Below are 24,357 nucleotides of genomic sequence, written 5' to 3'. Positions count from 1 at the left end.
TTTTGTGAATTTACAAAGCCTTCAATGAGTAAAAGACAGCTAGAAATAATGGATACGACCTTACGGGATGGTGAACAAACCTCTACGGTGTCGTTTTCTGCTTCAGAGAAACTAACTATCGCCAAACTTTTACTTGAAGAACTTAAGGTTGATCGTATCGAAATTGCATCAGCCAGAGTTTCTGAAGGAGAATTTCAAGCGGTAAAAGATATAACGGACTGGGCTTCAGAAAATAATTATTTAGATAAAATTGAAGTATTATCCTTTGTTGATAATGGGGTGTCTATTAAATGGATGCTAGAAGCTGGAGCAAAGGTTCAGAACCTCCTTACCAAAGGCTCATTAAATCATTTAACGCATCAGCTTAAAAAAACGCCTAAACAACACTTTAAGGAAATAGCCGATAATATTGCTCTGGCAGAAGAAAAGAGTATCGATACCAATGTTTATTTAGAAGATTGGAGTAATGGTATGCGAAATTCTAAGGACTATGTGTTCGAGTTTTTAGATTTTCTTTCGTCTCAACCAATTAAACGCATTATGCTCCCTGATACTCTGGGTGTTTTAACACCAGAGGAGTCCTATACTTTTGTTAAGGAGATAAAAGACAAATATCCTAGTTTACACTTTGATTTCCATGCACATAATGATTATGATCTTGGAGTAGCCAATGCCATAGCAGGTCTAAAAGCTGGTGCAGATGGATTGCATCTTACAGTTAATGGTATGGGAGAACGTGCAGGTAATGCCCCCATGTCGAGCACAATAGCCGTAATAAACGACTTTTTACCTAATATAGAAATTGGTGTAAACGAACAATTTTTATATACAGTAAGTAAGCTTGTTGAAAATTTTTCTGGAGTCATGATACCAGCCAACAAACCAATTATTGGTGCTAATGTATTTACCCAAACTGCAGGAATTCATGCTGATGGCGATAATAAAAACAACCTCTATTTTAGTGATTTAATGCCTGAACGTTTTGGTAGAAAACGACAGTACGCCTTAGGTAAAGCTTCTGGAAAGGCAAATATTCAAAAAAATTTACAGCAGTTAGGGCTTCAATTAAATGATGAAGACTTAAAGAAAGTTACCCAAAGGATTATAGAGCTTGGCGATAAAAAGCAAGTGGTTACTAAAGAAGATTTACCTTATATTATTTCGGATGTTTTAGATACCACATATGAGGAAAAAGTAACGGTAAACTCCTATGTACTTACACATTCTAAAGGATTAAAGCCTTCAACAACGGTGTCTATCACTATAGAAGGGGCCACCTTTGAGGAACATGCGCAAGGTGACGGACAGTACGATGCCTTTATGAATGCCTTAAAATCAATCTTTAAAAAGAAGGATATCACCTTACCCAATTTAATTGATTACGCAGTTAGAATTCCTCCTGGGAGTAACTCTGATGCCTTGTGTGAAACCATTATTACTTGGAAGAACGCTGAAAAAGAATTTAAAACACGTGGCTTAGATTCAGATCAAACAGTATCGGCCATAAAAGCCACGGAAAAAATGCTAAACATTATTATTAATTAGAATATAAAAGGAATGAAATTTAATATTGCGCTTTTAGCCGGAGACGGTATAGGACCTGAGGTTATTGATCAAGCAGTAAAAGTTAGTGATGCTGTTGCCAAAAAATTTGGACATGATATTAACTGGCAACCAGCATTAACAGGGGCAGCGGCCATAGATGCCGTTGGTGAACCTTACCCAGATGAAACCCACAACATTTGTAAAAATGCCGATGCCGTATTATTTGGTGCTATTGGTCATCCAAAATTTGATAACGATCCATCTGCTAAGGTTCGTCCAGAGCAAGGTTTACTTAAAATGCGTAAGGCTTTAGGTCTTTTTGCTAATGTACGCCCAACCTTTACATTCCCATCTTTATTGGATAAATCGCCTTTAAAACAAGAGCGTATTGAAGGCACCGATTTGGTGTTTTTACGTGAATTAACAGGCGGTATTTACTTTGGTGAAAAAGGGCGAAGAGACGGAGGAGAAACCGCTTATGACAATTGTGTTTACACAAGAGAAGAGGTACAACGTTTGGCTAAAAAAGGTTTTGAATTAGCGATGTCGCGTTCAAAAAAGTTATGCTGTGTTGATAAAGCTAATGTACTTGAAACATCAAGACTTTGGAGAGAAACGGTACAAGCTATGGAAAAAGATTACCCAGAGGTTGAAGTGTCTTATGAGTTTGTAGATGCTGTAGCCATGCGTTTGGTGCAATGGCCAAACAGTTATGATGTGCTAATTACAGAAAACTTATTTGGAGATATTTTAACCGATGAAGCTTCTGTAATTTCAGGATCTATGGGACTAATGCCTTCTGCTTCTTTAGGATCGGATATAGGATTGTTCGAGCCTATTCACGGTTCTTATCCACAAGCTGCAGGTAACAATATAGCTAATCCAATGGCCACTGTATTATCTGCTGCAATGATGTTTGAAAATTTTGGACTTCAAGAAGAAGGAAAAGCCATTAGAAATGTAGTTAATAAAGCACTAAATGAAGGTATGGTAACTGAGGATTTAGCCGATGGAGGCAAGTCTTACGGAACCAGTGAAGTAGGTGATTGGTTGGCTGCGAATATTTAAGAAGAACTTAGTTGATAAAGAAAAAGAGGGTTTAGCATTTTGCTAAATCCTCTTTTTTTATGCTAAATGCTTTAAACTGCTATGGCTAGGAAGCTCAAAAATCTCTAATTCAAAATAGGGGAGTGCCGCAATTAGGTGATCGAATATATCCGACATAATATATTCGTAATTCTCCCAACGCTTATCACTACTAAAAGCATAAATCTCTAGAGGGATTCCTTGTGTTGTTGGCGCAAGTTGCCTCGCCATAATAATCATGTCTTTATTAATAGCAGAATGGTTATTTAAATAGCTATCAATATACTTTCTAAAAACACCAAGGTTTGTTAAGTTTCTTCCGTTAAGCAATAAGGACTTATCGATGTTTTTTGAAGCATTATAAGCTTTAATATCTTTCTGTCTGCTATTTAGATATTCAGAAATAAGTTGGATACCTTTTAAATTTTCAACAGCATCTTCACTTAAATATTTAACACCGTCTTGTTTAATAAAGAGCGCTCGTTTAATACGCCTTCCCTCAGAATTAGTCATACCTCGCCAATTCTTAAAGGAATCGGATATTAGAGCATAAGTAGGGATGGTTGTTATTGTTTTATCAAAATTCTGAACTTTAACGGTTGCTAAATTAATTTCTTCTACATTTCCATCGGCACCATATTTTTCGAAAGTAATCCAATCACCTATTCTAACCATATCATTGATAGCCACTTGTATGCTGGCCACAAAGCCTAAAATGGTGTCTTTAAAAATAAGCAACACAACAGCCGAAATAGCCCCTAAACCTGTTAAGAATTTTATAAATGGAATGCCTGTAATTATGGCTATAGCAGATAAAAAGGCACCTAACCAGGCAAAAATCATAAAGACTTGTATGTAACTATCTATAGGTTTGTCTTTAAATCGCGGCAAGGTTTTAAGGTAATCTTCAACAGTATTTAAAATGCTTCTCACCATCCATAAAATAAGTACTAAAGAAAATACGATTAGTCCTTTTTCAACAATTATTTCTAAATCATAAAAATCCTCAAAGATGTCAGGGATAAACTCTAGCGCAATCAAAAAGGGTATTATGTGCGCAATATTTCTTGGTACTTTATTAGCAATTAAAAAGTCATCAAAATGTGTTTTAGTACTTTTTGCAAATTGAACAAAGGCCTGTATTAGAAGTTTCCTTATTAGAAAATCTATTAGAAAAATAATGACGACTAAGCCAATAAGTAATATGAAAACATTTAAATATTTGGCAGAGGCATCAGAAAGACCAATAGAAACTAAGTAGTCATAAATGTAGTGCTTAATGGTATTCATTTCACGACCGTATTTTTAAGATAAACTTTATCAATATAAAATGTTCCAAAAGGAATTATAGAGGCTATTAAAACAACTATAAATTGCTTTGTATTCCATAGATAATCATTTTTTAAAATTATGGCCAAGGCAATATAAGCAATGAATAGGAGTCCATGGGGCATGCCTAATAATTTGACATATTGCGGATCGTTACCCAAGTACTTAATAGGTGTTGCAATAAATAAAAGAAGGATATATGAGACACCTTCTAAAAGTGCCACAATTCTAAATATAGATTTAAAAGAAAACATGCCTTATGATTTAAGTGCAAAAGTAGAACACAAAAATCTAAAACGCTACAAGATAAGGTGTTTTTTAAATGGCATTGAAAATAATCAACCCATAGATAGCAAACCTAAGCAATCTTAAAGATCCATAAAGTACAACACCTCGGAAGGGAAATTTTATAATCCCCGCTGCGATACAAGATATAGAAAAGGGTAGAGGTAATAGGGCACCTACAACAATTAAGAAACCACCCCATTTTTTGGAGTTCTTCAACTGCTTTGCCATTTTAACCTCTAAATAATTATGAACGGATTCTATTTTGGTAATAGAACGTCCCATCCAATAGGCTAATAATCCGCCACCATAGGATAACAGGGCCAGTAGGCTTAAATTAAACCAAGGATCTGTAGTTTTATCGGACCAAGCTATAAATATTTCTGGCGGTATTAACCCCAATAAGGTCTCAGAAACAAAAAAGAAACTTAAAACACCATAGGCTGGCAAAATTTGAGTAAGCCTCACCAACCCTGCATTGATATTAAAAATTTGGTTTAAGCCATATATAATCACAACTGCTCCCAAAATATATGGCAATGCCTTTATAACGGCACGCCCTACAAACTGATAAAAGCCTGTATATTGATAATATTGATGAAGTAATTGCAAGCGTGATTTCCCACTCTTGGCCTTGGGGGTGTTTTTCATTCTTGGGGCATTAAAGGCACAAAGATAAATATAAGACTTTTATTTGTAAAATTATTTTTTGGAAAAAGGGTTATAGTACGCGTGCTTTTTGGGCATAAGTTTTTTTTTGTAGCGTCCTGAGGTTAAGACATATTAATGCCCCAAGAGTTTCCCAGAATCTGTTACATAAAAATTGAATTCCTCGAATACAGGCACACCTTGCTTAGTTATGCCTTCAATACGAATTACGTAGTTATTAACTAAATCTCCAGTAAAAAAATAAAAACTATGAGAAGAATCACTACTCAATTCAATGTTAGGTTCCCAGTGCAAAGTCTTACGATAATCAGGTTTCCCGTAATTTGTTAAAGAATCCTCATAACTAGGTTTATAAAACGAACTCGTCTTGTGGAACCCAGGAATCATAACATATTTCATGCCTGAAAATTCACGGGCCGTTGCCGTCTCATTCACATCATCACCTCTTTTAGTGTAAACGGCCACCACACCACCAGAGGCTCTACCACCATATATTGATGCATCGGCTCCCTTTAATACATCAACGAAAAGAATATCTGATATTGGCATATTCTTAATGTATTCCTTTGAAACAGGGGTGCCGTCTAACAAATAAAAAGGAGGGTCTCCAAAACGACCAAACTTTGGTCTAATGAAAACTTCTTGGTTTGGAAAACTACCAGAAACGCGAACACCAGGCACATATCTTAAAAGATTGAAAACATTGGATGGACCACGTTCTAATCCTGGTATTGAATCAGGAATAAGACGTTTTGATGGCGTTCCATGCAAGGTTCTTGCATTAAGCTCTTTATTTAGAAGCTGCAATGATGTCTTCTTTTTGTTATGGGTTAATATAACCTCTTCTAAGTGAACCGTAGCAGAATCATGTTTTATATTGGAAATGGGTTCCAATTCTATCATATCAACATTATTAGCTTTAAGAATAGGGTTAACAACCTGTTTTGAATGTCTTTTACCTCTTCTGAGAGGTTCAACTTTAGGGAAGTAAGGTTCTAGAAATATTGATATGTCATCTTTAGTAATTGATGCCCCAGAGGGTTTATTTGCAATAATAACGGTACTTAAACTGTCTTCGAAAACAAACGGCCCAAAGCTAAATTTACCTTGTTCATTAGTCGTCATTTTTTCTTGAATCAATTCATTGGATAAAACATTTAATGTTGTAAGTGTTTGCCTTGGCTGGTCTTGATTCTTGTAGGCTGTTGTAATTCCTTCTATCATTATACCAAGCTCTGGCGCCGCATAATCCTTACTTAGCGTATCTTTTGCCATAAAAGACGACCAAGACTTCATTCCACCCTGTGTAAGTATTAACAAGTCTAGCATATAATTATGTCCATTAAATTTTTCTTTAAAAAAATAATTAGAGGTCAAGACAGAACCACCGAAATGGGAATTTAGCCATAACCAGTTTTTTATATTATTTGTATTACTTTTAATTTCACTTTTAGGAACTACAGCTGCCGAAAAGTTTCCTTCAAGATGTTCTCCGTCATCGTTTAACAATTGAAGTTCCACATTAACTTTCTCTCGCAGTCCATAGTGCGTTCGGTCTGTATTAATCTGTAACTCTAAATTCTTGCTTGCGTTTTCAATAAACGTTGAGCGCTCACATATGGGCTCGCTATTAGGCTTGAATAATGTAAATTGAGCGATGCCCTCTGGTAGCTTGTCTGTAATGAGTTTAATGGTGTTAAGGCTCATTTCATGACTTTTAAGGACCTGATTAAGAATAATTCGCCCCCTAATGTGACCTACTAACCGAGCACCTTGAAGGCCGTTAGAAATATTCGTTGAAACATTTATATTAACATGCTTACCAAAATTCGTAACCCGGAAGGTATACCCTTTTAAAATAGCATCGGGTAGTGGATATTTGAATAAGGTATTGTTATAAGGGATTTGTAAATAATACTGTGTATTTGGTTTTACTAAAATAGAGGTCCAGCCCAATCCAAATTTGTAACTATTAAAAAAAGTTACTAAATGGCCATTATCATCTACAATTTTACCTTCAAGTGCTAGACCATTGCCCTCGCTATCTTTAACTATGGCACCCAAAACACACTCCATGCCAATAACTAGGTCACCGCCTTCTGGAAAGAATTGAACTTTTGGTGCTTTATCATTTAAGTTCGTTTTATTTAGAACTGATGTGTCTTGCTCAAAATTTTCTGAAATAATGTTGGACATACTATCCTTTGGTAAAACTGATAGTTCTTTTTGAAAGATTACAGGCGCCATATTATTTAACATGTACTTGGTGTAGCCTCTTAAAGTATAAGTACCATACGAAACTTGTTTGGGCAAGGTGATATTACTAGATGCCTTTGCAAATGGCGCATAAAGCTTCTGTTGCGCTATTATGCTATCTTTTGAATTAAGTATTTCAATATAAATCACTCTACTCATGTTACTTGGTGCGTGTGTTTTAGCATCTACCAAATATGCCTTGATCCAAATAGATTCCCCTGGAGTATAAAGGTCTTTATCTGTTTGTATATAGACCTGCTCTGTGGTTGCGGAACTTAGGTATTTTAACATGTCTTGAAACCGATTAGCTTCTTGAGCAGATACGTTAACAAAAAAGATTAATAAAACAAGAAAGCGATTAAAAGGCATATCTAATTCATTTTTATCAATGAAGTTCTTCTAATTTACAATTTATTCAACAATATAAACCATTGATTTTCTTAAAATTACCCTATCCGATATCATTTTACAAAGCCTTTACTATGTATGCTCTAACGAAGGCTATTAAACACCTTCTTCTTAACTTTATTATTCGCAAAATGGCTATTTGAATATGTCAATTTATATCTATATTTTCACATGTCATAAATCTTGTATATGCTTGCAAACCGCTTTCTTTTTAAGAAAATAAGTGTTTTTTTCACGTTGTTGTGTATTTTATTTATTAGCTCTATAAACGTTATAAATGCCCAAGAAAAACAACAAGACGCTTTATCTAAGGATAAAATAGATATTCGCTATACCAACAAAGGGTTTCAGTTTAAAACCTTAGACAATAAACATCTTCTACACATTGAATCGCGTTTACAGTTTAGGTTTGCAACCCCTGGCGACCAGAACCCCTTAAATTTTGATGATATTTATGCCACAGATAATACCGTTTTTAAAATTAATAGAGCCCGATTGAAAGTAGGAGGGCATGCGTTTAAGCCTTACATGAAGTATTACTTTGAATACGAACTTGCACAAGGCAACTTATTAGATTTTAGACTAATGTTTACCAAATGGAAAGCCTTTAATATTAAAGTGGGGCAGTGGAAAACCTATTACAACCGTGAACGTGTTATTTCATCAGGGAAACAACAACTGGCAGAACGCTCTATTATTACCAGACCATTTACATTAGATAGGCAACAAGGTATAGAGTTTTATGGACATCTTTTTGAAGGCTCTTTGGCGGATTTAAACTATCATGTTTCGGTGCTTACAGGAACAGGACGTGGCGCCGCTGAAAATGATGATAATAACTTAATGTATGTTGGGCGCTTACAATGGAATTTTCTAGGAAGGTCTGTAGGCATGTCGGGATCTGATTTAGATTTTACCCAGAAGCCAACCGCATTATTAGCATTTGCTGGAGCTACCAATACGAGTCCGTATACGCGGTTTTCTCAAGATGGAGGTGGACAGTTAGAGGGGTTTGAAGAGGGAGTTTCTGGTCAGTATAAAGTGAATCAAATGATGCTAGAAACAGCCTTTAAATACAAAGGGTTTTCATGGCAAAGTGAAATACACACTAAAAACATTGATGATCGGGTTAATAACCAAATAACAAAGTTAAGAGGTAGTTATTTTCAAGCTGGCTATTTCTTTTCGAATGCTTTAGGGTTTATACCCAAACCGTTGGAAATCGCTGGACGATTTGCATCTTATAATCCTAATGCTGATGTGTCTAGAAATTTAGAACAGGAATATGCGCTAGCATTCAATTGGTTTTTTAAAGGCGGACATAGAAACAAGCTAACTGCAGAAGTTACTTATTTTGAATTAGAAAGTGAAGCGCTAGCTGATTCTAGTGGATTACGATTTCGCATACAATGGGATATCTCGTTATAGATTATTTTGTTAGAAGAGTGGTATATTGATACAGGTAAATCCAGATTCTATTTTACATAATATAAATTATAGTACATTTATAACAATTAGCTTAATAGCGCTTTTGGGCGATATTTGACATAATTGCAGATATAATGGCTTTAGACTTGTATCGATAGTAATTATGTAAACGTTAATTTGCACTAATACTGATGGTTTAACAAGCACTATTTAAACTTCAACTTCTTCTCTATAGCTTCTATCATAATATTTGCAATATCCAATCCTGTAGCGTGTTCTATTCCTTCTAATCCTGGTGAGGAGTTTACCTCTAATAAAAGTGGCCCTTTATTAGAACGTATAATATCTACACCTGCTACAGGTAAGTTTAATATTTTTGCTGCTTTTACGGCTAGTTTTCTTTCTTCAGCGGTAATTTTCACCTTAGATGCTAGTCCTCCTTGATGAATATTTGCTCTAAACTCACCCTTAGCGGCCTGCCGTTGCATCGAAGCTACTACCTTACCGTTTACTACAAAACATCTTATATCCTGACCATTAGCTTCCTTTATAAATTCCTGAACTAGTATATTGGTGTTAACACTCTTAAAGGCATTTATAACACTTTCTGCTGCTTTATTGGTTTCGGCTAAAACAACACCTTTACCCTGAGTACTTTCTAACAACTTGATGATTAATGGTGCCCCGTTTACCATCTTGATTAAATCTTTGGTGTCTAATGGAGAATTGGCAAAACCAGTTGTTGGTATATGGATGTCGTTTTTAGCAAATAGTTGGGTAGCCAAAAGCTTATCTCTTGATTGTGTAATGGCTTCGGCTGTATTTAAACAATAAACGCCCATAGCATCAAACTGTCGTATTAAAGCACAGGCATAAAACGTCATAGATGGTTTTATTCTAGGTATAATAGCATCAAAAGCATCAATAACATTTCCACCTCGGTAGCGAATTTGTGGTTCTGTTGCATCAAACTTCATGTACGCCTGTTGTACATTTAAGAATACCATGTCATGTCCTTTAGCCTGCCCTGCTTCCATTAAGCGCTTGTTACTGTATAAGTCTGGATTACTGGCTAACAAAGCAATTTTTAAACCTGTTTTTTCTGGAATAAACGGTGCATATTTTTTATCTATTTCCTCCTGAGTGAAGTTTATTTGTAAATAGCAAGAAGCCGTATCAACTACATAGCGTCCTGCCAAAGCCTCTCTGCCTAAAAGCATTCTAAATTCCATGGAATCCCTATTTGCTAGTGTGAGTTCAATATCAAATGTATCGTCTCCAAGGGTTAGAGCGGTTTTAATTACAAAACGTTCTTCTGAAATACCAAGGGAACTTTTAACAACTCGTTTTGCTATAACTTTAGACTCGCATTTAATTGCTATGCTTCGGTTTTCCTGAATTGGGTTTACTTCAAACTTTACCCATTCCTCGCCTTTTCTTGAGAAAGGCTTTATATTATTGGCTTGTATTGATGATGTTTTAGCTCCAGAGTCTATGCGCGCTTTAATAGCTGGAATTCCAAATTCCTTAAAGACACACCACTCCTCGCTGCCAACTACTTTGTATTGTATTGAGTTCAATTTTTTATTTGATGTTTTGATTTAGTTGAATTTTAAAATAAATAGGTCTATAACCTCAATAACGATTAAAATAATGATGATTAGTTCTAATCTACTGCTCTCTCTATGGAACATAATGTCTTTGAACAGATCGAGGTTTTCCTTAACAATATCTATTTGATGGTGAATGATATGATGCCTATCTATTAAATCGAATTTTTTCTTAAGCTCGGCATTTAATCTTTTTAAAACTTTATCGTCGCTTGCAACTTCATGAGATTCGAAAATGTAAAGATTTTCAGAAATCTTATTCTTTACGTTCAATACACTACCAATGTAGCGCTTTAGTTTTTTACCACTAATATTTAGTTTTCCCTTTTCCTCAAGAATGTTAGTATGCCTCCTTGTATCCTCCAAAATCTGTTCTGAGATATTATAATAAAAATTTAGTGCTACAGATTGTGATAAATTAAGCATGATAAGTCTAATTTTTTCAGAATTATTATCTCTTAACTTGATGTTGTCAAAGTCAATGCTAGTCTCATTTGAGTTTAATATAACATCCACACTTTCTGAAACAGGTTTTTTTATAATTGTACCTTTTAGTGCAAAAGCTATTTTTCTTTTTAAGGTGTTAATCTCCATTGAAGAACAATTGAAAAAGCAAATAATACCGTACTTAAAAACATAAAAATATTTCTCTTCCTCAAGACTATAAAACAGTTCATCGTTATCATAAAACAATGGCGATTGTTTAAAAATGGTTCTTAATGAACCAATATCAATGTTTTCTGATACTTTAAAAGCAACAGCATTTGATTTATTTAAGTTCATGGCTAGGTTTCAAAAATCTCTTTTTTGCTTTTAAAACTTTTAAATTCTATCATGTAACCATTAGGGTCTGTTATGAAAAATGAAAGGTGCTCTCCTATTTTGTTTTCCATAAAAGTTACTTCGGTGGTTACTTCTTGGTTTGATTGTAAAAGCTTTTTGTACAGCATACCCCATGTTTCTATACTAACAATAACTCCAAAATGAAAAGATGGTAAAACATTATCATCCAGTTTGTAGTTTTTGTATTTAAAATCGAAAGTACCAGATTGGGTAAACGTAAGTTGATTGTTGAATAAATTGACATCAACCCATGTATCTGTTTGCCTCCCTAGGGGCATTCCCAAAACTTCTGAGTAAAACTTCTCTGTTTCTTTTATATCTTCACAGGGCAATGCTAAGTGAAATTGTGATTTCATTGTTTATTTTTTTGTGCTGGTTATCGTATAAGTTTTACTAGTCGTCTTCAAAAGGATTTTGGATAGCTTCTGGGTCATCATTCTCAAAATCCTCATAAGCATCCTCGTCATAATCTTCCATAACTTTTTCAAGTTTAGCACTAACTTTTACAAGATACTTGGTATCTTCTGTAATAATTTCAACCGCTTCAATGAGTTCGTAATTGGCATTTCTAAATTGAATGATATCGCTGTCGTTATAACCATCTGGGTACTTTTCAACAACCAACACTAAAATTTCGGGGGTTAATTTTTTAAAATCAACAATGACTCGTTTTAAGTTGGGATTGTTTTTACTTTTCATGGCTACATGTCTAATAAATAAGCAAATATTAAAGGAGCAACAATAGTCGCGTCACTTTCAATAATGAATTTTGGGGTGTCAATATCTAATTTTCCCCATGTAATCTTTTCATTAGGAACAGCTCCTGAATACGAGCCGTAGCTTGTAGTAGAATCACTTATTTGGCAAAAATAACTCCAAAACGGTGTGTCTGTACGCTCCATATCTTGATATAGCATGGGTACTACACATATTGGAAAATCTCCAGCTATACCCCCTCCTATTTGAAAAAATCCAATACCATTTTTCGAATTATTAGTATACCAATCTGCCAGAAAGGTCATGTATTCAATTCCAGATTTCATGGTACTCACTTTTAATTCTCCCTTAAGGACATAGCTAGCAAAAATATTTCCCATAGTACTGTCTTCCCATCCAGGGCAAACAATTGGTAAGTTTTTTTCTGCTGCGGCGTACATCCAAGAGTCTTTTAGGTCTATCTCATAGTACTCCTCAAGAACACCCGATAATAGCATCTTGTACATATACTCGTGAGGCAAATAGCGTTTACCGTTATCATCGGCCTCTTTCCAAATGGCATAAATGTGTTTTTGTAGTCTTCGAAAGGCTTCCTCTTCAGGAATACATGTATCTGTCACTCTATTTAAACCATGCTCTAACAAATCCCATTCATCTTCAGGTGTTAAATCACGATAGTCGGGAATACGCTTATAGTGCGAATGTGCAACTAGATTCATAATATCCTCTTCAAGGTTAGCCCCAGTACAAGAAATAATATGAACTTTATCTTGTAGTATCATTTCTGCAAATATTTTGCCTAATTCGGCAGTACTCATAGCTCCTGCCAAAGACACTAACATTTTAGAGCCCTTATTGAGTTGGGCTTCGTATGCTTTGGCAGCATCTACTACTGTAGCTGCATTGAAATGCAAGTAGTACTTTTCTATGAAATTTGAAATTGCGCCTTTAGTATTCATCTTCTTCGTGAAATTTTATAGATTTATTTAATCGATTTGAGTCGTCGTATATATCTTGATAATCATCATTTTCATCAATTTGGAACTTATAACTAAGCATTTTATAATAAAGTTTTGCCGCTAGAAAGTCTGATGATTTGTCGTTTTCATTGGGGCAAAGCTCCACAATATCAAAGCCAACCACATTCTTTTCTTCAAACACTTGCTTTAAAAAGTCTAACGTTTCGTACCATAATAAGCCGCCAGGTTCTGGAGTACCTGTGCTAGGTAATATAGATGGGTCTAAGACATCTAAATCGAAGGTTATAAAAACATTTTCGGTCATTTGGTCTATGGCAGATTCCATCCAAGAGTCATCTGTTGCCATTTCATGAGCAAAATAGGTTTTATCAAAATCCATTACAGATTTTTCTATGGCATCCATAGAACGAATGCCCACTTGAATTAAATTGGTTTCCTGACTGGCTTCGTAAACAGCACAAGCATGATTGCAGGAACTACCTTCATAGGATTTCCTTAAATCGGCATGTGCATCAATATGTAATACGGTAAGGCTGTTAAACGCCTCGTTAAAAGCCCGAATAGTACCAATAGATATAGAGTGTTCGCCACCAAAAATAGTTACAAACTTGTTTTTCTTTATATAGCTTTTAACCACTTGATGAACAGCTTCTACCATAGATTCTGGCGAGTTACTCTCAGTGATTGCTTCGGCTAAATAAACCCCCTCTTTGTAGACTTCAAAATCGGTTTCAATATCATAAAGCTCCATATTTTCTGAAGCTTCTAAAAAAGCTTTGGGGCCTTTATCTGCTCCTTTTTGCCAGGTACTGGTGCCATCGTAAGGTACTGGAATTAAAACAATTTTAGCTTGTTCTAGTTTGGCATACTTTTCAGGGATGCCGGCATAAGTTTTTGTGTTCATTTTATTTATCTGCTAATTGCAAATTGTTTGCTGTTTCTGTAATTTGATTTTTTTCTTCTAATATGGGCTCTTTATGGTAGCCTAAAATTCCTAATAAGTCTTCACTTTTTTGTTGTTCCTTAAAAAGTGTGGTAATTATATTTCCTTGCTCATCCTTATCGATAAGTATATGCTTTGGACTCGGTATTAAACAATGCTGTAAACCACCATAACCACCAATAGTTTCCTGATATGCTCCAGTATTAAAAAAACCAATGTACAATGGTTTATCCTTATCATACTTTGGTAAGTAAATAGCGTTCATATGTTGTTCGCTATTGTAGTAATCATCACTATCGCAGGTTAAGCCACCCAGCAGTACACGCTCGTAAGAACTATTCCACCTGTTTATCGGTAGCATTACAAAACGCTTATTTATCGCCCAAGTATCGGGCAATGTGGTAATGAACGAAGAGTTTATCATATTCCATTTTTCACGGTCGTTTTGTTTTTTTTGATATAGTATTTCATAAATAGCGCCTCCACTTTCGCCAACAGTAAAACTTCCAAACTCCGTAAATATATTGGGTACATCCACCCCTTCTTCTTCACAAGCTTGCTTGATTTGATTTACAATTTCATCAACCATATATGCGTAGTCAAAATCGAAGGCTAGGGAGTTTTTTATAGGGAACCCGCCTCCTATATTTAAACTATCCAATGAAGGACACACCTTCTTTAAACTTGTATATACCTTCAAGCATTTTAATAGCTCATTCCAATAGTAGGCATTGTCTCTAATTCCTGTATTGATAAAGAAATGAAGCATTTTAAGCTTAACTTTGGGGTTATTTTTAATTTCAGAATTATAAAATGGCACAATATTTTTATAGCCAATACCTAATCTCGAGGTGTAAAATTCGAATTTAGGCTCTTCTTCTGAAGCTATTCTAATACCAATATTGAAATTGCCCTTTATCTCATTAGATAACAGGTTAATTTCTTCATAATTATCTATTACGGGGATACAGTTTTGATGTCCTTTATTTATTAACCTAGCAATATTAATAATGTATTGCTCCCTTTTAAAACCATTGCAAATAACATAAGTGTTGTTAGTTATTTTACCAGTCTTTTTTAAGTTATCAACAATATCTATATCAAAAGCCGATGAGGTTTCAATATGGATGTCATTTTTTAAAGCTTCATCTAAAATATGTTTGAAATGGGAACTTTTAGTACAATAACAATAATTGTAATCGCCTTTATAATTATGTTTTTTAAACGCAATTTCAAACCACTTTTTTGCTCTGCTTATATTATTTGATATTTGCGGTAAATAGTTAAATTTTAGTGGTGCTCCATAAATTTCAACTAATTTGTTTAAGTCAATATCATGGAAATATAATTGGTCGTTTTCCAGAGCAAACTCTGGTTGTGGGAAATCAAACGTTTGATTGATTAAATCAATATACTTAGTATTCATTATATAAAAATTCAATTTTGAGAAATAAGATGTAGTGAACTTAGTTAGTTGTTAACAAGCTCAATAAAAAAAAACTTCAAAAAAGAATTTATATCAAATACGTATTTGATTTATAGTGGTAGGTATGAATCCAAACAAAATTTGATTCATATATAATGTAAAGGTAACGGAAGTTAGCTTTAAATTTCGGGTGCTTATCCTATAAGCTGCTTTTGATTTTGACTTCCTAATTCTCAAAAGCCCGAACGTAAAAACAGGTATCACTTTGTTCAGCTAAAAAGTCTCTATACTAAAAACTTTCTGGTGCAAAAGAAAAACAAAATATTGAATAAAAAAATAAAAAAAGTTTTTTTTTGCTATTTCTAAAATAATATTTCATTCATCTTTTTCAATTCCATTAAAAAGGTAAAAAGGAACATGTAATTACCTTTATTTGAGCCTATAAAGTTTAATCTCTGTGACACATATTGCCCTTGCCTTAGACATTGTTTCGTATAAAAAATGTACTCGTCCACTCCTAGTTTAATAAATTGAGAGCTCTCAAACCATAAGCGGTTTTTAACATTATAAAGAAGGTTAAAGGTCTTTTTATGTGTTCAACCTCGCTATTACTTCTAAAGGCCTCCTAAATCTTTTTCATCTAGACGTATCCAAATCTTAAGTTACGCCTTTTGGCCATAATTCTAAGATTTCCGCACGCTAAATGTTTTTTATAAAGCAACCACTAATACATACAAAGAACAAATTATCATCCATTTAAATATTGATTTTTTTTGAATGGAATACCTTTTCTTATAAGATACGCATGATAGGCACTTGGAATATCGTGTGTCCATTTTGGTAAAATTAAAATTATTAAAAGGATATCTAAATAAGATAGAAAACCAATTACTACGGCTATGGTAAACGGAAATCCGGCATAATTAAAACCAATTAAAAATGTAAACGTTATAAGTAAAGACAAGGCCCAAATTTTAGCTAAAAAAGCATGGGCACACATTTCTTTTTTAAACTTTATTAAACTCGTAACATAACATATTATTTCCATTGCAATAATAAATACAATTACGCGAGCATTATCTGAAATTAATTTAGGATTTAATATCCAAGCTGCAAGACCAATAGAACACCAAAATAGTATATCTACTTGACTATCCATGCGCCTTAATTTTTGTGTAGAGATGTTTTGCTTTCTTGCAATGATACCGTCTAAAATATCAGACAACAATCCTAAGTACATAAAAACTATAATAATAAATTTGGAATCGTCTCCAATAAAATAAGCCAGCCCCAGTATTATTGGAGCTAGCAATAGCCTGAATAGTATTAAAACAAAAGGAATTTTCATGAGTACTTAAAACATAACCTTATTTTTGTTGATGCCCAAAACGATAATTTAAAGAAAATAAAAATTTTCCTGAAATGTCATCCTTATCAATTTCATTATTAGTTTTCTTAAAGACATACATAAGGTTAACACCTATCTTATTAGTAAGTAATGCCTCTGCAGACATATAACCCGTTTTTAAGTTCCATATTTGGCCGAATCTTAAACTATAATCTTGACTGAGGCCAAAAGCACTTCCTATGCTTGATCTAGAATATAGTGTAGGATAAGCTGACGGCATTATAAAACCGTAATTATAATCTATATCCAAGTATTTTTTAGGACCAACCCTAATATGGAATTCAGGTAAGAACGTATGATGTTTTGTTAGATCATCTAAATTTTCATTGTCTATAGCTATAGTTTCTTCGCCTATAGTTATAGTTTCATTCTTATTAACCCTTAATTTACCTAGTTGAAACCCCACGCCCACGCCTAGCCATTTCCAATCCCACTTTGCATAGGGGTTTATAGCGTAAATAAATTCCGACTCTGAATAATTAGTGCTTAAGTTAGTTCTTTTTATAGACCCTCCAGAAATATTAACACCATAAGTGTTTATTTTATTCCCTTTTATGATAACCTGAGAATATCCGGCGCCACCCACTTGATAAGATTCCTTAAAGAACTCATAGGAATAAGCTGTTGTGTATGTAGTTCCAGTTGCAGGGCCACATCCACCCAGTGTTTGTGGTTGCCCTTGCTGTGCTACTACTTGCTGTGGGTTATATTTAATTGTATTTGAAAAATCACCAAAAGAGCCGCCAATATCGATACGTTTATACTTTTTAATTACTGGCGTTTGGTCTGGAATTGTTTGAGCCAGAACATAGAACGGGGTGAGCAGCCATAGAGCAACTAGTTTACGATGGTTCCTTAATCGAACTTCTGTAAAAAGGTAATAAAAAGACATTATAATGGCAGGAATGAACATAATCCAAACTACTCTAAGCTCGAAGGCTACTAGCAGATTCCTAAATACGTATATAAAAAATGCTAGGATAATTATGTAAATGAACTCGGCATGGATATATAGTATTTTTGGAAAACTTTTTGTGATAGTTAACCTAAAATGTTTTTCGTAAAACCATAAAATGACACCTAATATAAGGCCTATACCTAACATACCCCATTGAATAGACCATATACCCAAATAATGAGTCGTGCTAAAATGGGATACGCTATGATCTCTAAAAAATTCAACTCCAAATCGCAATGAAAAAATTAAGCATAAAGCAAATAGCATAGCGCTTCCATTTTTTCTCCACTTTTTATGAGTTTTCCAAATAATATAACCAATAATAAATAACAGCAGGGTTTCATAAAGTTGAACAGGATGCATTGATAATGACAGTTTATCACTGTTTCCAATAGCACCTGAAACCCAATGATTAAAGTGCCCATGGGTTCCTACAGGGTATTGTATGCCCCAAAACCCATTGAAGGGAAGTCCATAACAGCAACCATTATATAAACACCCTAATTTTGTGATACCAATTGCTACGGGTACTAACCAAGTAAATAGATCTAACATAGGTCTTTTAAACCTAAATATTCTTGTTGAAATAATAAGTCCTATTAAACCAAACAAAAGCCCTCCAATGGATGATCTATTATTAAATTCTGGTGCTTTTAATTGCAGAGCGGCACTCCAATCCTCTATGGGTATTGTAAATATTCTGGTGCCTATAACAGTGCATAGTGAAATGGTGGTTAGCATTAATAACACCGAGCGTAAATGGTATCCTCTTTTCAAACTTTTATAGAGGACCAAACAAAACATAAATACAAAAGCCAATGAATAAAAAAATTGGTAGAAAAACTGTGGATTGAATAGAGTTAGTTTCATGGTTTTAAGCTTTGAAAATTAAACTGTTCTCTAAATTTAACCCATTCTTACTCTGAGATGTTCCGAAATATTCTCTGAAAGTTTTTTTCGGACATATAACACGCTATTTACAATAGTTACCTTTTTAAGAGTCCTTTAAAAGCTATCTCGACTATGAAGATATATGTATACATGACATGTTAATTATAAGGCCATTTTTTTACCATTAAAAAAGCGAGAACTTAAATAAGTCCTCGCTTTTGTATAATATAATAGCTGTTGTAATTTATAAATTTTGCAATAATTATTGTACGATAGCTTTTAAATGCGCATATACTGGATTTCCTCTTAATTTCATTTCTATATCTCTTTGAAAGATTTTAACCCCTTTTACAGCATTAAGTTTTCCATCTGGGGCAAAGGCTTTTACACCATACAACTCGCCATTTTCGTTTACAGCTTTTACATTAATAATATTACCTGATCTGCTAATACCTTTTACATCTAGTTTTGCACCGCCATCTGCAATCGCTTTTATATCATAAATACTACCGTCCGATCCGATCGCCTTGATGGGTGCATGCCCTTCTTCACTATGCATTATTTTAACAGGTAATTCTTCCTCGTTAACAAAAGCCTTAATATTCATAAAACTATGTTGTTTGGAATCTTGTGTGGCTTTTACATCAAAGGCATTACCATCGGCATCAAAAGCTTTTACATCAAGATTTTTACCATCGGTGGTTACCGCTTCTATATTCCAAATAATTCTTTTAAAATCACTTTTGTAATCAGCTTTAGCGACATTTTTTTTAGGTAATTCAAACTCATCTTCATTGGCCGACGGGTGCATGGCTTTTACATGTGCATAGATTTCATGCCCTCGCGAGCTCATTTCTCTATCCTGAGGGTTTATTTTTATACCTTTAACATCATTGAGTTTGCCATTTGGCGAAATAGCTTTCACGCCATAAAACTTACCCTTTTTTGTCATGGCTTTCATGATAACTATATTTCCAAATCTAACTACCCCTATAACTTGTAGTTTTTCTCCTTCTGGAGTAACGGCTTGAAGCTTATAAGCATCACCTTTAGGCGTAATGGCTACTACAGGAGTGAATTGATCTTTGCTAACTAATATCTTAACAGGTAAGTTATTACCATCTACAATAGCTTTAATGTCTATTAAGTTATCTTGATCGGAGTTTTGAATACCTTTAACATCGAAAGCCTTTTCCTGATCGTTAAAAGCTTTGATATCTAGACTTTTACCATCTGGTTGAATGGCTTTAACATTCCAATAAATCTCCTCAACTTTTACAATATCATCGGTGGTAGCTTCGTTCTTTTTCTCTTTTGAAGCACCATTCTTACAGGCCACGAATAAAAGTACAAAACCAAGAATAAAGAGCTTATAATAAATAGCTTGAACGCGTAATTGGGTTGAATGTTTCATAATTAAGATTTAACGATTTCAATACATAAAATTAATTAAATGAACCGCAACCTTTCATGATATAAGTCATGAAAACTAAAGGCAGCAAACTACAGCTTGCCAAAAACTTTCCGTGTAAAACTTAAAATATTTAGACCTATCTATTATATTTATCATGTTATGTTACCTGATGTGAATAGCTCTGAATGACAAAAACTCAAAAAAAACACAGTCGTAAAACCAAAAGAAAACTATGGGTTTGGATAGGAATTTCGTTTGTTCTAGCTCCACTCCTACTCACAATTTATGGTGCTTATAATAAGGATGAAGTCCTTAACCTCATTAAGAATTATTATGAAGAGCATCATACAGGCACCCTAAGCATAGATGATATTAAAGTGAATGCACTAAAAGATTTCCCTAATCTAAATTTTAAACTTAAAGGTTTTAAACATACAGACTTTGATACATTAACCAACCATAGAACAGGCTTTAAAGCTCAAGAAGCAGAAATCGTTCTTAACTTAACCGATGTATTCAAAAAGAATTTGAAGTTTAAAAAAATAAGACTAAAAGATGTACAGTATAGCTCAACCATAGAACAAGGCAAACCTGAGTTGTTCTACAAAAATATAAAAATGGCTCGGCAAAACAGGCCTTATTCCCCATTTACCTTACCAGCATGGCTTCATGAAGAACGCTTAAAGGTAGACTTACAAAATGTATCTGTAAAAATAGAAGATCAGGTTCTTAATAAAAATATTCATTTTACTATTAACAATTTTAGGAGTCGGTTAAATGCAGATGAAAACCTTATTTCAGGAAGAAACAATATGGACGTTACGGTTCATCAATTAGGTTTTAATTTAGAAAACGGTAGCTATCTTAATAATGCCCTTATAAAAGGTTCGTATGATTTTAACTTTGACTTAAACTCTCAAGAAATTCTTGTATCTCCGTTTGATCTACTTATCGATAAGCAACGTTTTTTATTTCATGCCAAATTTAAACTCTCTAACAAAACAGCATACCAGTTTGACCTAGTAAATGAAACTACAGACTTTAGTGCGACAAGGGCGCTACTCCCAGATAACATTGCCTCTAAACTTAATGATTATGCATTCGACAAAACGCTTAAAACACATCTAACTTTAAAAGGTTTTTTTTCATACCGAAACAATCCTAACATTGCCATAGATTTTTCTACCGAAAACAACATATTTACACTGAAAGACGCTACCACGCTAACAAATTTTAATCTTAGTGGAAGCCTTACCAATAACATCCATAGTAAAGATAGTGTTAGCCCCCAAACGAGAGACAAAAAGGATCTTCAAATAAACTTCAATTTAATTTCTGGGGATTTAAAAGGCATTGATGTTTTAATAGATAACGCTGTTTTTAGAAGTACGCCCGTCATTAAAAACTATGTAGAGGGGCATGTTAGGCTTAAAGGCAAAAATGAGGACTTAGCAAATGCTTTGAATAATACCGATTTTTATTTTCAAAATGGAGACTTTTCCCTTGATGCCTTGGTAGAAGGTGATATTGCCGAACCATGGCTTATGCTAAATCATAGCATTGGCAACTTTAAAATGAGTGAAACAGCTGTTTTTTTTAGGCCTACTCAGGCACAGCTTCCTATAAATAATATTCACCTACAATTAAATAACGAGTTTGCAGAAATTATGGCATTCGATATTCCCATGCCACAAGGAAATACCATAAGCCTAAAAGGTAGACTAAAGCATTTATCGAGTCTCGTAAAACCAAATCGTAATTTACCTTTAGAAAGCGATATTTTACTACATTCTAAAAAAATAGATGTAGACCAGTTTTTACAACTTATAACTAAACTTGCTCCTAAACAAAAATCGAGTGTGGCGGCTAGAAAAAATCTACATACATCTTTAGCCAAAATATATCGGCAATTTCACCCGTCTTTTGCTATAAATTTAGAAGAACTTATTTACCAAGATCATGTCATGCAAAATGTTAGCGGTAAGGTATCCTTTTTAAATGAAGAAACTCTCAATATAGACAGCTTTGGTTTTACTCACGAAGGTGCTGCACTAACACTAAATGGAGATATAAAAATACCGATTCCCAAAGATGCCATTAAAGAGCCCGTTTTTATTAATTTTGATGTAAAGGCCAATGGAGTCTCCCAAGCATTTAATAATATTTTTAAAACCGACTTGTTTCGCTTTGACAAAGGAGCGTTTTCATTCAATGGACATATTAGCGGAAATATCCATAAGTTTTCTGAATTACTCAATAACGCTTCTGGAACTTTAATAATTGATAGTAACATACTCCATTATGAACCAGCCCAATTAGATATTATCATTGATAATATGTTACTGCATATTGAAGACGGACAAGCCTCTCTTGATAAATTTGAGATTGATATTGGTAATAACCATAAGCTAAAATTATCTGCCAAAGTAAAAGATTTTCCAAGTTTTATGGTTCCTGAAGCTTTCAATAATTCTAGTACCTATTTATTGGTTGAAAGTGACTTTATAGATCTGGATGCCTTATTAAAACTTCTGGATAAAATTGAAAAAGGGCACGAAGCACAGATTCATCATAACAAATCAGATTTATATCAATCATTTAAAGATATTTACGATTTTAACCCAGTTCTAGATATAGAAATTGGCGCTTTAAAATATCAGGATCTAACTACCCAAAAGGTAAGTGCACAGATATATTTTGAGAACGCATCGCTTTTAAAAATTGATAAACTAAGCGTAGACTACAAAAACTCAAATACGGTTGTTAACGGAGCTATTAAAGCGCATAATAAAGGTAAGCCTCTATCCCCAAAGAATAAGTTTGATTTTTTATTTAGTCTAGATTCACAAGGAGACAATACCGATTTAAATGATTATTTTGGAAATTCGAACTTCTTATTCGATTCCGGTAAATACAAGTTTACCGGCACCTATAGCGGGCAGTCGCAACACTTTTCTTTGGAAGAATCGAAAGCTACTGGACGATTACAATTAACCCCCTCTATTATTGAATTCAAGTCGGCGGGTTTATTTATTCCTATAGATACTTTAGATCTAGCAATAAAAAACAATGAGGCCACTGTAAATAGCTTACAGTTACGCTTAAAAAGCAATAATTATGTTCGTGTTTCGGGGCAAATTGATAACTTCTCGGGGTTAATTAGTAAAAATGCCGAAAATCACAATCATCAGAGTAACTTTATCGTGTATTCACCACATTTAACCCTTACAGACATTAATGAAATTCTAGAAAGTGCACCAGGCAATACATTAAAAAATAAAACTACTAAACAGAAGAAAGATTTAAAACTCCTTAAAAAATCGCTACTAGATTTAAAAACCTCTTTTAATCCTGAACTAGTCATTAAAGTTGATAGGTTTGAACATCAAAATATACTACTTAAAAATTTTGAAACCGACTTACTCTTTGATAACCAACAACAAGTTCATTTAAAAAACACAGGGGTTTCTTATAAAGAAGGTGATTTAAAACTAGGAATGTCTTTAGCCCTAAATGAAACAGAAAAAACGTTCTTTAAAACTAAAATTAAAACTCATGAATTAAATATTGGACAAGCAGCAAAGGCTTTGGACTATTTTGAGATACAATCCTTGAAAGAAGCAAAAACTTTTGAGGCTATTTTAAATTCAGATTTAGATGTTTCAGGATATTTTGATGAAAAAGATCAACTTGACTTTAGTGCTTTAAATGGTTTTTTAAATTTTAGAATAGATAGCTTAAAACTCTATGAATTTAGGCCTATTATTGAACATGTTAAGGTTTTAAAAAAAGAACGTTTTAAAATGATGTCTTTTCAGCCAATAGACGCAAAAATCAAAATTAAAAACGGGATGTTTTCTCTACCAAGAACAGAAATTCAATCTTCTGCCATTCATTTTTATGTAGAAGGTGCTTTAAAACCTAAATCGTTTAAAGACATATGGATTTCAATACCAACTAGTAATTTAAAGCATACAGATGGTATTGAATTACCTGATAAAGTAAGTTATGACCATAGTGGTTCTAAAATTTACTACCATATTTCGCAAGACATCAATCATAAAAAAGAAAAAAAACGCAGAGTAAAAGGAAAATTACGATTAAGTAACAGAAAATTGAGAAAGGGAAAAACCCAGGCTAAGCATTCTAATAGCCTGTAGT

Annotated in this window: 18 protein-coding genes; 4 read left to right on the top strand and 14 right to left on the bottom strand. The window is 33.8% G+C overall.

The window, feature by feature from the left end:
* Window positions 1–24: 24 nt before the first annotated feature.
* Both E5D58_RS06665 and leuB read left to right on the top strand, forming a co-directional pair.
* The gene (locus tag E5D58_RS06665) at window positions 25–1,545 is read left to right on the top strand and encodes an alpha-isopropylmalate synthase regulatory domain-containing protein (RefSeq protein ID WP_136481070.1); all 1,521 of its coding nucleotides are present in this window, start codon (window positions 25–27) and stop codon (window positions 1,543–1,545) included.
* A gap of 12 nt (window positions 1,546–1,557) precedes the next feature.
* Window positions 1,558–2,613: a 3-isopropylmalate dehydrogenase gene (leuB, locus tag E5D58_RS06660; protein WP_136481069.1), complete on the top strand. Its 1,056-nt coding sequence runs from the start codon at window positions 1,558–1,560 to the stop codon at window positions 2,611–2,613.
* A gap of 57 nt (window positions 2,614–2,670) precedes the next feature.
* Here the strand turns inward: leuB and E5D58_RS06655 are convergent, their stop codons facing one another.
* The 4 genes from E5D58_RS06655 to E5D58_RS06640 form a co-directional block, all read right to left on the bottom strand.
* Window positions 2,671–3,921 (bottom strand): mechanosensitive ion channel family protein, encoded by a 1,251-nt coding sequence (locus tag E5D58_RS06655; protein ID WP_136481068.1) that lies wholly within the window; start codon window positions 3,919–3,921, stop codon window positions 2,671–2,673.
* Window positions 3,918–4,214, bottom strand: a complete 297-nt coding sequence (locus E5D58_RS06650) for a DUF3817 domain-containing protein (protein WP_136481067.1) — start codon at window positions 4,212–4,214, stop codon at window positions 3,918–3,920. The genes E5D58_RS06655 and E5D58_RS06650 overlap by 4 nt, the downstream gene beginning before the upstream one ends.
* A 64-nt stretch (window positions 4,215–4,278) precedes the next feature.
* A complete protein-coding gene (locus tag E5D58_RS06645) occupies window positions 4,279–4,896 on the bottom strand; it encodes a YqaA family protein (RefSeq protein ID WP_136481066.1) in 618 nt (205 codons plus the stop codon).
* A 132-nt stretch (window positions 4,897–5,028) separates the two neighbouring features.
* Window positions 5,029–7,539 (bottom strand): MG2 domain-containing protein, encoded by a 2,511-nt coding sequence (locus E5D58_RS06640; protein WP_136481065.1) that lies wholly within the window; start codon window positions 7,537–7,539, stop codon window positions 5,029–5,031.
* 228 nt (window positions 7,540–7,767) lie between these two features.
* On the opposite strand from E5D58_RS06640, the gene E5D58_RS06635 reads away from it, so the two are divergent.
* A complete protein-coding gene (locus E5D58_RS06635) occupies window positions 7,768–9,006 on the top strand; it encodes an OprO/OprP family phosphate-selective porin (RefSeq protein WP_136481064.1) in 1,239 nt (412 codons plus the stop codon).
* 206 nt (window positions 9,007–9,212) lie between these two features.
* On the opposite strand, the gene rimK is transcribed toward E5D58_RS06635, so the two are convergent.
* From rimK to E5D58_RS06585, 10 genes are all read right to left on the bottom strand, one after another.
* The gene (gene rimK / locus E5D58_RS06630; RefSeq protein ID WP_394345706.1) at window positions 9,213–10,586 is read right to left on the bottom strand and encodes a 30S ribosomal protein S6--L-glutamate ligase; all 1,374 of its coding nucleotides are present in this window, start codon (window positions 10,584–10,586) and stop codon (window positions 9,213–9,215) included.
* A 21-nt stretch (window positions 10,587–10,607) separates the two neighbouring features.
* Window positions 10,608–11,399 carry an RMD1 family protein gene (locus E5D58_RS06625; RefSeq protein WP_136481063.1) on the bottom strand — a complete coding sequence of 264 codons (792 nt, stop codon included), beginning with the start codon at window positions 11,397–11,399 and terminating at the stop codon, window positions 10,608–10,610.
* A 2-nt stretch (window positions 11,400–11,401) separates the two neighbouring features.
* Entirely contained in the window at window positions 11,402–11,815 is a 414-nt protein-coding gene (locus tag E5D58_RS06620; RefSeq protein ID WP_136481062.1) for a VOC family protein, read from the bottom strand.
* A 37-nt stretch (window positions 11,816–11,852) separates the two neighbouring features.
* On the bottom strand, window positions 11,853–12,158 hold the full coding sequence (locus tag E5D58_RS06615) for a hypothetical protein (RefSeq protein WP_136481061.1): 306 nt from the start codon (window positions 12,156–12,158) through the stop codon (window positions 11,853–11,855).
* Between the two features lie 2 nt (window positions 12,159–12,160).
* Window positions 12,161–13,135 (bottom strand): deoxyhypusine synthase family protein, encoded by a 975-nt coding sequence (locus E5D58_RS06610; RefSeq protein ID WP_136481060.1) that lies wholly within the window; start codon window positions 13,133–13,135, stop codon window positions 12,161–12,163.
* Window positions 13,125–14,060 (bottom strand): agmatinase, encoded by a 936-nt coding sequence (speB, locus tag E5D58_RS06605; RefSeq protein WP_136481059.1) that lies wholly within the window; start codon window positions 14,058–14,060, stop codon window positions 13,125–13,127. The genes E5D58_RS06610 and speB overlap by 11 nt, the downstream gene beginning before the upstream one ends.
* A gap of 1 nt (window position 14,061) precedes the next feature.
* Complete coding sequence (locus tag E5D58_RS06600) at window positions 14,062–15,525, bottom strand: arginine decarboxylase (RefSeq protein ID WP_136481058.1); 1,464 nt, start codon at window positions 15,523–15,525, stop codon at window positions 14,062–14,064.
* Between the two features lie 748 nt (window positions 15,526–16,273).
* Entirely contained in the window at window positions 16,274–16,873 is a 600-nt protein-coding gene (locus E5D58_RS06595) for a CDP-alcohol phosphatidyltransferase family protein (protein WP_136481057.1), read from the bottom strand.
* Window positions 16,874–16,892: 19 nt separating this feature from the next.
* The gene (locus E5D58_RS06590) at window positions 16,893–18,761 is read right to left on the bottom strand and encodes a prolipoprotein diacylglyceryl transferase family protein (RefSeq protein ID WP_136481056.1); all 1,869 of its coding nucleotides are present in this window, start codon (window positions 18,759–18,761) and stop codon (window positions 16,893–16,895) included.
* Window positions 18,762–19,044: 283 nt separating this feature from the next.
* On the bottom strand, window positions 19,045–20,196 hold the full coding sequence (locus tag E5D58_RS06585) for a DUF7486 family protein (protein WP_136481055.1): 1,152 nt from the start codon (window positions 20,194–20,196) through the stop codon (window positions 19,045–19,047).
* Between the two features lie 185 nt (window positions 20,197–20,381).
* On the opposite strand from E5D58_RS06585, the gene E5D58_RS06580 reads away from it, so the two are divergent.
* On the top strand, window positions 20,382–24,356 hold the full coding sequence (locus E5D58_RS06580; RefSeq protein ID WP_136481054.1) for a hypothetical protein: 3,975 nt from the start codon (window positions 20,382–20,384) through the stop codon (window positions 24,354–24,356).
* Window position 24,357: the final 1 nt, after the last annotated feature.

Source organism: Cognatitamlana onchidii, assembly GCF_004804355.1.
Lineage (GTDB): Bacteria > Bacteroidota > Bacteroidia > Flavobacteriales > Flavobacteriaceae > Cognatitamlana > Cognatitamlana onchidii.
Note: the sequence above shows the minus strand (reverse complement) of the source record. Positions and strands in the feature narration are given on the sequence as shown.

Coding starts and splice junctions, on each gene's coding strand:
- E5D58_RS06595 (WP_136481057.1), bottom strand. CDS start 16,873: ATGAAAATTCCTTTTGTTTTAATACTATTCAGGCTATTGCTAGCTCCA.
- E5D58_RS06610 (WP_136481060.1), bottom strand. CDS start 13,135: ATGAATACTAAAGGCGCAATTTCAAATTTCATAGAAAAGTACTACTTG.
- E5D58_RS06635 (WP_136481064.1), top strand. CDS start 7,768: ATGCTTGCAAACCGCTTTCTTTTTAAGAAAATAAGTGTTTTTTTCACG.
- E5D58_RS06645 (WP_136481066.1), bottom strand. CDS start 4,896: ATGAAAAACACCCCCAAGGCCAAGAGTGGGAAATCACGCTTGCAATTA.
- E5D58_RS06590 (WP_136481056.1), bottom strand. CDS start 18,761: ATGAAACTAACTCTATTCAATCCACAGTTTTTCTACCAATTTTTTTAT.
- E5D58_RS06650 (WP_136481067.1), bottom strand. CDS start 4,214: ATGTTTTCTTTTAAATCTATATTTAGAATTGTGGCACTTTTAGAAGGT.
- E5D58_RS06655 (WP_136481068.1), bottom strand. CDS start 3,921: ATGAATACCATTAAGCACTACATTTATGACTACTTAGTTTCTATTGGT.
- E5D58_RS06585 (WP_136481055.1), bottom strand. CDS start 20,196: ATGAAACATTCAACCCAATTACGCGTTCAAGCTATTTATTATAAGCTC.
- speB (WP_136481059.1), bottom strand. CDS start 14,060: ATGAACACAAAAACTTATGCCGGCATCCCTGAAAAGTATGCCAAACTA.
- E5D58_RS06600 (WP_136481058.1), bottom strand. CDS start 15,525: ATGAATACTAAGTATATTGATTTAATCAATCAAACGTTTGATTTCCCA.
- E5D58_RS06665 (WP_136481070.1), top strand. CDS start 25: ATGAGTAAAAGACAGCTAGAAATAATGGATACGACCTTACGGGATGGT.
- E5D58_RS06620 (WP_136481062.1), bottom strand. CDS start 11,815: ATGAAATCACAATTTCACTTAGCATTGCCCTGTGAAGATATAAAAGAA.
- E5D58_RS06580 (WP_136481054.1), top strand. CDS start 20,382: ATGACAAAAACTCAAAAAAAACACAGTCGTAAAACCAAAAGAAAACTA.
- E5D58_RS06615 (WP_136481061.1), bottom strand. CDS start 12,158: ATGAAAAGTAAAAACAATCCCAACTTAAAACGAGTCATTGTTGATTTT.
- E5D58_RS06625 (WP_136481063.1), bottom strand. CDS start 11,399: ATGAACTTAAATAAATCAAATGCTGTTGCTTTTAAAGTATCAGAAAAC.
- leuB (WP_136481069.1), top strand. CDS start 1,558: ATGAAATTTAATATTGCGCTTTTAGCCGGAGACGGTATAGGACCTGAG.
- E5D58_RS06640 (WP_136481065.1), bottom strand. CDS start 7,539: ATGCCTTTTAATCGCTTTCTTGTTTTATTAATCTTTTTTGTTAACGTA.